Annotated in this window: 7 protein-coding genes; 1 reads left to right on the forward strand and 6 read right to left on the reverse strand. The window is 69.8% G+C overall.

The genetic code is table 11. From position 1 onward, the window contains the following. Positions 1-1,198, forward strand: a 1,198-nt coding sequence (locus KN815_RS41240) for a metallophosphoesterase (protein ID WP_253209571.1), incomplete at its 5' end; no start/stop codon positions are given. 46 nt (positions 1,199-1,244) lie between these two features. Here KN815_RS41240 and KN815_RS41245 read toward each other — a convergent pair. From KN815_RS41245 to KN815_RS41270, 6 genes are all read right to left on the reverse strand, one after another. After that, positions 1,245-2,699, reverse strand: a complete 1,455-nt coding sequence (locus KN815_RS41245; protein ID WP_216346913.1) for a VanZ family protein — start codon at positions 2,697-2,699, stop codon at positions 1,245-1,247. Between the two features lie 191 nt (positions 2,700-2,890). Beyond that, positions 2,891-3,664, reverse strand: a complete 774-nt coding sequence (locus KN815_RS41250; protein ID WP_216346914.1) for a succinate dehydrogenase iron-sulfur subunit — start codon at positions 3,662-3,664, stop codon at positions 2,891-2,893. Further along, the gene (gene sdhA, locus KN815_RS41255; RefSeq protein ID WP_216346915.1) at positions 3,664-5,418 is read right to left on the reverse strand and encodes a succinate dehydrogenase flavoprotein subunit; all 1,755 of its coding nucleotides are present in this window, start codon (positions 5,416-5,418) and stop codon (positions 3,664-3,666) included. The genes KN815_RS41250 and sdhA overlap by 1 nt, the downstream gene beginning before the upstream one ends. A gap of 24 nt (positions 5,419-5,442) precedes the next feature. Further along, positions 5,443-5,913, reverse strand: coding sequence for a succinate dehydrogenase hydrophobic membrane anchor subunit (locus KN815_RS41260; RefSeq protein ID WP_216346916.1), 471 nt, complete (start codon positions 5,911-5,913; stop codon positions 5,443-5,445). 5 nt (positions 5,914-5,918) lie between these two features. Then, the gene (gene sdhC, locus KN815_RS41265; RefSeq protein WP_014061379.1) at positions 5,919-6,299 is read right to left on the reverse strand and encodes a succinate dehydrogenase, cytochrome b556 subunit; all 381 of its coding nucleotides are present in this window, start codon (positions 6,297-6,299) and stop codon (positions 5,919-5,921) included. Positions 6,300-6,455: 156 nt separating this feature from the next. Next, positions 6,456-7,067, reverse strand: a complete 612-nt coding sequence (locus KN815_RS41270) for a 2-oxo-4-hydroxy-4-carboxy-5-ureidoimidazoline decarboxylase (protein WP_216346917.1) — start codon at positions 7,065-7,067, stop codon at positions 6,456-6,458. Between the last annotated feature and the right edge of the window lie 351 nt (positions 7,068-7,418).

Consider the following 7,418-nt stretch of genomic DNA (forward strand, 5'->3'; position numbering starts at 1 on the left):
CGCCGCGAGCGACGTTGGTGGTGGGGCAGTGTCCCCCGAGGGGGCGCCGGGCGGGGTGCCGACGGCGCTCGCCGACGACAGCGGGGCCGCCGCGACGGTGGTGCCAGACGGCGGGGCGACAGCTCCGGCAAGCGGCACGGTGGCGGCCGGAGACGGCGCTGGGTGGGCTGGCAGGGCCGCCGTGGACAGCCCGGTGGGCGCGTTCGACGGTCCTACGGGGCGGGCGTCGGAAGGCGCCGCGGGCCTGGTGAAGGTCGCGGTCGGGGACGGCGAGGGCCCGGCTGTGGCGAGCGGAGCGGCGGCGTCGGCCGGGAGCGTCTCGGGCGGGGCTGCCAAGGCCGCCGCGGATGGCGCGGCGGGCCATCCGCCCGCCGCATCCCGGCGGCTGTTCGTCGCGCGGGCCGTGGCCGTCGGGGCCACTGCCGTGGCTGCCGGAACGGTGGGGTACGGGACGTACACCGTGCTGCGCGGGCCGCGGGTCAAGAGGATCGCCGTGCCGCTCGCCAAGCTGCCGCGCCGGGCGCATGGCTTCCGGATCGCCGTCGTCAGCGATATCCACCTCGGGCCGATCCTGGGCCGCGCCCACACCCAGCGGGTCGTCGAGGCGGTCAACCGCACCAACCCCGACCTCATCGCCGTCGTCGGCGATCTCGTGGACGGCAGTGTCGCGGATCTCGGCCCGGCCGCCGAGCCCCTGCGCGCGCTGCGCGCCCGCCATGGCAGCTACTTCGTCACCGGCAACCACGAGTACTACTCGGGCGCCGACGAGTGGGTGGACCATGTGCGCGAGCTGGGCCTGCGTCCCCTGGAGAACGAGCGCACCGAGCTGCCCGGCTTCGATCTCGCCGGGGTGAACGACATCGCGGGCGAGAGCGAGGGCCATGGGCCCGACTTCGGTAAGGCGCTCGGCGACCGCGACCGCTCGCGTGCCTCCGTGCTGCTCGCCCATCAGCCGGTGGTGATCCACGACGCGGTGAAGGCGGGCGTCGATCTCCAGCTCTCCGGCCACACCCACGGGGGTCAGGTGTGGCCCGGCACCTATGTGGCCGAGCTGGCCAACCCCACCGCCGCCGGTCTCGAGCGGTACGGCGACACCCAGCTCTATGTGACCCGCGGCGCGGGCGCCTGGGGCCCGCCGGTACGGGTCGGGGCGCCACCGGACGTCACCGTGGTGGAGCTGGCCTCGACCCGTACTTGAGCGTCTGAGCGCCCGAGCACCCGGCGTCCAGGCCGCCCACTCCGCATCAGCGCGAGTCGACGGCGGACCGCTGAACCTCCGCCGAGCCGCTGGGACCGACAGGACCAACAGGACCAACAGGACCAACAGGACCGACGGGACCGACGGGACCGACGGGACCGACGGGACCGACGGGACCGACGGGACCCGTGCTGACCAGCGGACGGTCGAGGTCTTCCGCCGGAGCGTCGTCGTCCGCCGCCCGCGCCACCGCGACCGGCCCCGACCGGTCGGCGCCCTGCGCGGCAGCCCGTACGCCGCCGTCCCGCGCGTCGGCCCGCTTGGCGCGGCGGTGCGGCAGCGGGGCGTTGCGTATGCCCGAGATGCGGTCGTGCGGGCCCAGCCGGTGCGGATGGCGCAGCGTCGTCCGTGCGCAGATGGCGGTCAGCGCGAACCCGGCCAGCACCGCCAGCAGTTGGAGGGGGCTGAGCGCCGTAAGGACCGCCGCCGCGCCCTGGGCGCCCGAGTCGCGGACGGTGGCGAACAGCCCGGACGGCCACGGCTCGTGCAGCAGCGTCAGCATGGCCAGGAACAGCCCCGACAGGAACGGCATCACCAGTGCCCCGAGCAGCAGCGCGCGCAGGGTCAGCCGCCAGGGCACCAGCGGGCCGCCGTCGTCCGACACCAGCTTCAGCAGCAACAGCCGCTTTCCGGGGGTCGCGCCGGTCGCCAGCGGCAGGAGGATGAACCAGGCCACGAAGATTCCGACCGGTATCCATGAGGGGGCCGCGCCGCCCTGATAGGTCATCACGGCCGCGGTAAACACCGATGCGACGACATATCCGGCCACATCCACGACGAGCGCCGTCAGTCGCCGCCCGAACGGCACCGGACGTGCCGCCAGCGCCCGCCCGTCCAGCGTCTCCAGCGCGGGCAGCATCCGCGCGACCGGCCCGGCCAGCAGCCAGCCGATCACCGCTCCCGAGGTGTTGACGATCAGGTCGTCCACGTCGAAGAGGCGGTAGGGGCAACTGTAGAGGCCCCACACCCCGGTCCACTGCGTGAGCTCGAAGGACATCGCGACCACGAAGCCGATGACGGCGGTGGCGCGCAGCGAACGCCCGAAGTGGTAGCGCAGGAAGACGCCGAGCGGCAGGAGCAGCAGCAGATTGAAGACGGTCCCGGCGACGGCGGGGTTCTGGAGGATCAGCGAGTTGAGCCCGACCTTGTGGTGGGCCTCTTTCCAGATGTCGCTGAAGGTGTTCCCGGGTACCCACTGCGGATGGGCCACGGGTGCGAACCGCTCGCACATGTCGCCGGTCTGCTTCGGCAGCGGCACGATCGTCATGCAGTAGGCGGTGAGCAGGTAGTAGAGGAAGCCGTAGAGCGACAGCGTCCGCCCCGGGGACATCACGCCGTGACGGCGGTACAGGACGACGGCTGTCGGCAGCAGCAGTAAGAGTGCCAGCAGCGGGAAGAGGGCGGCGGCCGTCTTGATCGGCAGAAGGTAGGCGGTGGCCATGCACAGGACTATACGCCATGCGTATACATCGCGTGTATAGCTCTCCGGCGTGCGCCGATACGACGAGGGCCCCGCCCCCGGAATCCGGGAAGCGGGGCCCTCGCCCACAAGCTCCGAGCCCAAAGGCTCCGTCGCTCAAAAGCTGCCGCTCAAAAGCTGCCGCTCAAAAGCTGCCGCTCAGAAGCTGCCGCTCAGAAGCGGCGCGTGATCAGAGCGCGCTTGACCTCCTGAATGGCCTTGGTGACCTCGATGCCCCGCGGGCACGCCTCGGTGCAGTTGAAGGTGGTGCGGCAGCGCCAGACGCCGTCCTTGTCGTTCAGGATCTCCAGCCGCTGCTCACCGCCCTCGTCGCGGGAGTCGAAGATGAAGCGGTGCGCGTTGACGATCGCCGCCGGGCCGAAGTACTGGCCGTCGTTCCAGAACACCGGGCACGAGGAGGTGCACGCGGCGCACAGGATGCACTTGGTGGTGTCGTCGAACCGCTCGCGGTCCTCGGCGGACTGGAGCCGCTCACGCGTCGGCTCGTTGCCCGTCGTGATCAGGAAGGGCATCACATCGCGGTACGCCTGGAAGAACGGCTCCATGTCCACGATCAGGTCCTTGAGGACCGTGAGCCCCTTGATCGGCTCGACCGTGATGGGCTTCTCCGGGTTGATGTCCTTGATCAGCGTCTTGCAGGCCAGCCGGTTGCGGCCGTTGATCCGCATCGCGTCGGATCCGCAGATGCCGTGGGCGCAGGAGCGGCGGAAGGTGAGGGTGCCGTCCAGTTCCCACTTGATCTTGTGGAGACCGTCGAGGACGCGCTCCTTCGGGTCCAGGTCGATCTGGAAGTCCTCCCAGACCGCCTGGTCCGAGATCTCCGGGTTGAAGCGCCGGATCCGGAAGGTGACGGTGATCAGGTGCGAGGCGGTGGCGTCGGCCGCCTCGGGGGCCTGGTCGGACTTCTCGAGGGTGGGGGTGCTCATCAGTACTTACGCTCCATCGGCTGGTAGCGGGTCTGCACGACCGGCTTGTAGTCGAGGCGGATGGACTCGGAGCCGTCCGCGCCCACCTCTCGGTACGCCATGGTGTGCCGCATGAAGTTGACGTCGTCGCGGTTCGGGTAGTCCTCGCGGTAGTGGCCGCCGCGCGACTCCTTGCGGGCCAGCGCGGAGATCGCCATGACCTCGGCCAGGTCGAGCAGGTTGCCCAGCTCGATGGCCTCCAGCAGATCGGTGTTGAACCGCTTGCCCTTGTCCTGGACGCTGACGTTCTTGAAGCGCGCCCGCAGGTGGCCGATCTCCTCGACGGCCTCCTTGAGCGTCTGCTCGGTGCGGAAGACCATGACGTTCTTGTCCATGGTCTCCTGAAGCGCCTTGCGGACCTCGGTGACCCGCTCGGTGCCGGTCGCGTCCCGCAGGCTCTCCACCTGGTTCTGGACGAACGCGGCCGGGTCCTCCGGAAGCTCGACGAAGTCGGCCCTGGCGGAGTACTCCGCGGCGGCGATGCCCGCCCGGCGGCCGAAGACGTTGATGTCGAGCAGCGAGTTGGTGCCCAGCCGGTTGGCGCCGTGCACCGAGACGCAGGCGACCTCGCCGGCCGCGTACAGGCCCGGGACGACGGTGTCGTTGTCCGCCAGCACCTCGCCCTGGACGTTGGTCGGGATGCCGCCCATCGTGTAGTGCGCGGTCGGCTGGATCGGGATCGGGTCCGTGTACGGCTCGATGCCCAGGTACGTCCGCGCGAACTCGGTGATGTCGGGCAGCTTGGCGTCCAACTGCTCCGGCGGCAGGTGGGTCAGGTCCAGATAGACGTGGTCGCCCTCCGGACCGCAGCCGCGGCCCTCACGGATCTCCGTGTAGATGGACCGCGATACGACATCCCGCGATGCCAGGTCCTTCATGACCGGCGCGTACTTCTCCATGAAGCGCTCGCCGTCCTTGTTGCGGAGGATGCCGCCCTCACCGCGGGCGCCCTCCGTCAGCAGGATGCCCATCCGCCAGATGCCGGTCGGGTGGAACTGGAAGAACTCCATGTCCTCCAGCGGCAGCCCGCGCCGGTAGGCGACCGCCTGGCCGTCACCGGTGAGGGTGTGCGCGTTGGAGGTCACCTTGAAGAACTTGCCGCAGCCGCCGGAGGCGAAGACGACGGCCTTCGCCTGGAAGACGTGCAGCTCACCGGTGGCCAGCTCGTACGCCACCACACCGGCGGTCCGCTTGACCCCGTCGACCTCGGTCATCAGGAGGTCCAGGACGTAGAACTCGTTGAAGAACTCCACGCCCTCCTTGACGCAGTTCTGGTACAGCGTCTGGAGGATCATGTGGCCGGTGCGGTCCGAGGCGTAGCAGGACCGGCGGACCGGGGCCTCGCCGTGGTTACGGCTGTGGCCGCCGAAGCGGCGCTGGTCGATGGTGCCGTTCGGGGTGCGGTTGAACGGCAGGCCCATCTTCTCCAGGTCGAGGACGGAGTCGATGGCCTCCTTCGCCAGGATCTCGGCGGCGTCCTGGTCGACCAGGTAGTCACCGCCCTTGATCGTGTCGAAGGTGTGCCACTCCCAGTTGTCCTCCTCGACATTGGCGAGGGCGGCGGCCATGCCGCCCTGCGCCGCGCCGGTGTGGGAGCGGGTCGGGTAGAGCTTGGTGAGCACCGCGGTGCGGCTGCGCTTGGTCGACTCGATGGCCGCGCGCATTCCGGCCCCGCCGGCGCCGACGATGACGGTGTCGTACTTATGGATCTTCATGAGTGGATACCTCAGCCCCGGGGCCTAGCGGATGTTCGGGTCGAAGGTGAAGATCACCAGAGTGCCGAGCACGATGGTGAATCCTGCCGCCGTGTAGAGCAGCCCCTTCAGCCACAGGCGGGTGGTGTCCCGCTCCGCGTAGTCGTTGATGATCGTGCGCAGGCCGTTCGCGCCGTGCAGCGTGGCGAGCCAGAGCATGATCAGATCCCATGCCTGCCAGAACGGCGAGGCCCAGCGGCCGGCCACGAAGGCGAAGCCGATCTTGGTGACACCGCCGTCCAGCACGAGCTGGATCAGCAGATGGCCCAGGACCAGGACGACCAGCAGGACGCCGGACAGGCGCATGAAGAGCCAGCCGTACATCTCGAAGTTCGTACGGGTCGCCCTGGGCGTCTTGCGGGTACGGGCCCGCGGCGGCTCGATGACCGGGGCCGGATGATCCACGTCGTACCCGGTGACCGAGTCGCTCGCGGGGGTGGTGGTCTCGGCGGACATGTGCGTCAGCTCCCGAACAGTTCGCGCAGCGTGTGCTGGAGGATCGGGTAGAAGGCGCCCGCCATCAGCACGACCCAGATACCGACGACGCCCCAGAGCATCTGGCGCTGGTACCTCGCTCCCTTGGACCAGAAGTCGACGGCGATGACGCGAAGGCCGTTGAGGGCGTGAAACAGGATGGCGGCCACGAGGCCGTACTCCATCAGGTTCACGACGGGATTCTTGTAGGTGGCAACCACGTTGTCGTACGCCTCGGGCGAGACGCGGACCAGCGAGGTGTCCAGCACATGTACGAACAGGAAGAAGAAGATGAGGACGCCGGTGACTCGATGAGCCACCCAGGACCACATGCCTTCCCGGCCGCGATACAACGTTCCAGCCGGCACGGAAAAACCCTCCGGAAGCGGATTTGGGGCCTGCCGGCTTCACGGTCGGTCGGGCCCGGCCGGGTACGGTCCACCGGCCCTGGACATCGTACCGACGTGCTGTCGGCTGGTTCGTCCGGGGGGCTCAGGTGTGATCTATCAAGCACGAACGGGCGATCATGCGATACGGAACCCGGATACGTCGGGCACCCGGGAGGTGTTCGCGGCCAGCCGGGCGAGCCTGCCGCGGGCGATGCGCCGCAGCTCCTCGGCGGTGTTCTCGCGCTCCCGCTCCTGGTCGTTGCCCAGCCGGTCCCGGATCCCGGTCAGCAGCCGGTCGAGCCGCTCCCCGGGCCGCAGACCATCCAGACAGATGACGAAAACGTGACCGAATCGACGCTCGTACGCATCGTGGGCGGCCTGGAGTGCGGTGTGGGCGGCGTGCGACCCCAGGCTCTCCGCGGGCGGCAGCTCATGGCCGACGACCGACTCGTCCGCGAGCGCCTCGTCCAGATCGGCGGGGGTGAGGTCGTAGCCGGCCTCGTCCCCGGCGGCCAGCAGCGCCTCCAGATCGGGGTACGGGCGGTGGGCCGCGATCAGCCGGGCCCAGCGGCGGCTGCCGCAGCAGGCGAGCAGCGCCGCTTCGGCCGCGTCGGCGGTGGCGGTGTTGAGCCGGTCGAGGCGGGAGGCCGCGGCGCGGGACCCGGAGATGGGCCCGGACCTGGGCAGGGACCCGGGCAGGGGCCTGGGCAGGGGCCTGGACCTGGACAGCGTGGACTCCTCGGACACGCGGTGGACTCCTCCGGCACGCAGGGGACACGCATGGGAGCGGACGTCCAGGAGATAAGGACGCCCGGGAGATAAGGACGCCCGGGAGAAACGGACACCCGGGAGAAGCGGACGCCCGGGACGGGCGCGGGAGACATGGCTGGGCGTATGAGCAGTACACGCTAACGATGCGGGGCGGCGGGTGTGCCGGGGGGAACGCGATATCACCCGAAGGGGGAGGTTTTACTGCATGCGGTGGACGGCATTCGGGGCGCAGGGTGTTTTTCGGCCCAAAAGCGGCCGAATGCCCGAAGTGGGGAGGGCCTAAGGAGGTACACCGCCATGGGATTGCCGCTCAGAGCCACCAAGGCG

Origin of the sequence: Streptomyces niphimycinicus (assembly GCF_018883605.1) — a bacterium.
In the GTDB taxonomy this organism is placed as follows: domain Bacteria; phylum Actinomycetota; class Actinomycetes; order Streptomycetales; family Streptomycetaceae; genus Streptomyces; species Streptomyces niphimycinicus.